This is a genomic window from Ornithinibacillus proteolyticus (assembly GCF_039581225.1).
GTDB lineage: Bacteria > Bacillota > Bacilli > Bacillales > Amphibacillaceae > Ornithinibacillus > Ornithinibacillus massiliensis.
In genome coordinates this window covers 1-1161 of the sequence record NZ_JBCPXV010000118.1, presented here as the reverse complement: position 1 = coordinate 1161, position 1161 = coordinate 1, and the positions used below count along the sequence as shown (strand labels likewise).

The window sequence follows — 1161 nt, the reverse complement described above, 5'->3', positions numbered from 1 at the left end:
GTTTCAGATAGGGTACCTTCTGAATCCTCTTATTCTCGACTCCTAACGAAATTAGTGGAGTCCAATATTTTGGAGGATGTATTTGAAAAAGTTGTCCTCCAAGCAATTGAAGAAGGTTTTATTACAGATGATACAGTCGCTATTGATGCCACTCATTTTGAAGCTCGTGATCAAGCACCATCAAAAGAAGAAAAGTCAAAACCAGAGCCGAAAAAACGTGGTCGCAAATCCAAAGAAGAGCGTGACCAATGGCTAAAAGAACAAGCTGAAAAGGAAGCTAGTCTGCCTCTTTATGAAAAGAAAATTGAAGCTCAATTAGACGCACCTTTAGATGAATTACGCTCTGAAATGCCTGTAGACCCGAAGTGGGGTGTGAAAAAGAATTCAGAAGGTAAGAATGTTTTTTGGTTTGGCTATAAAGGTAATTTAGCCGTTGGTACGTCGAGTCAGTATATTCTTCAGACTGCTTTTTCTTCCGGAAACTTACATGATAGTAAAGCAGCGATTCCTTTACTGAAAGGAATCCATGAAAATTTATCTCTTTCTTCCTTGTGTTATCAAACCATGGACGCTGGCTATGATTATGAACCCATCTACGAACAGGTACACCGCATGGGACAACGCTCAATCATCGCATACAACAAGCGAAATGAAAGAGAACCAATCGGTTTTGATAAACATTTTGCCCCTACTTGTTTCAGAGAGCATTCTTATCGTTACGACAGTTTTGATGCCAAATATGAAACCTTAAAATATACAAGACCAAAAGAATGTAGTGACTGTCCATTGGCTAACGAAGGCATCTGTCAAAAGGTTTTTAAAATGAAAATAACGACAGATCTTAGAAAATATTCGGCACCAGCTCGTGGATCGATGGCATGGAAAAATATTTTTAAACGTCGCACTGCGGTCGAAAGAGTTAATGCTTATCTTAAAGAATTCTTTCAACTAAACAATGTTCGATATCGTACTGGAAAGCGTGCAAAAGGTCATTTTGACATAGTTACGCTTGTTTATAACGCTTCAAAGTTAGCGGCAGATCGTATGAATGCACAATTAATTCAGCAGCAACAAGCCGCGTGATTATTGTTTTTTAAAAGTATATTTTAGAAATTCTGTAGGTCTGTGAATTTTTAAAAAGAGCAATTATGAAATTGATTC

General features: G+C 37.6%; 1 protein-coding gene. It reads left to right on the top strand.

The window, feature by feature from the left end; translation table 11 throughout:
* Nucleotides 1-1083 (top strand): transposase (locus AAIB49_RS19890; protein ID WP_343459066.1); only part of this gene is annotated, 1083 nt, incomplete at its 5' end.
* Nucleotides 1084-1161 lie beyond the last annotated feature (78 nt).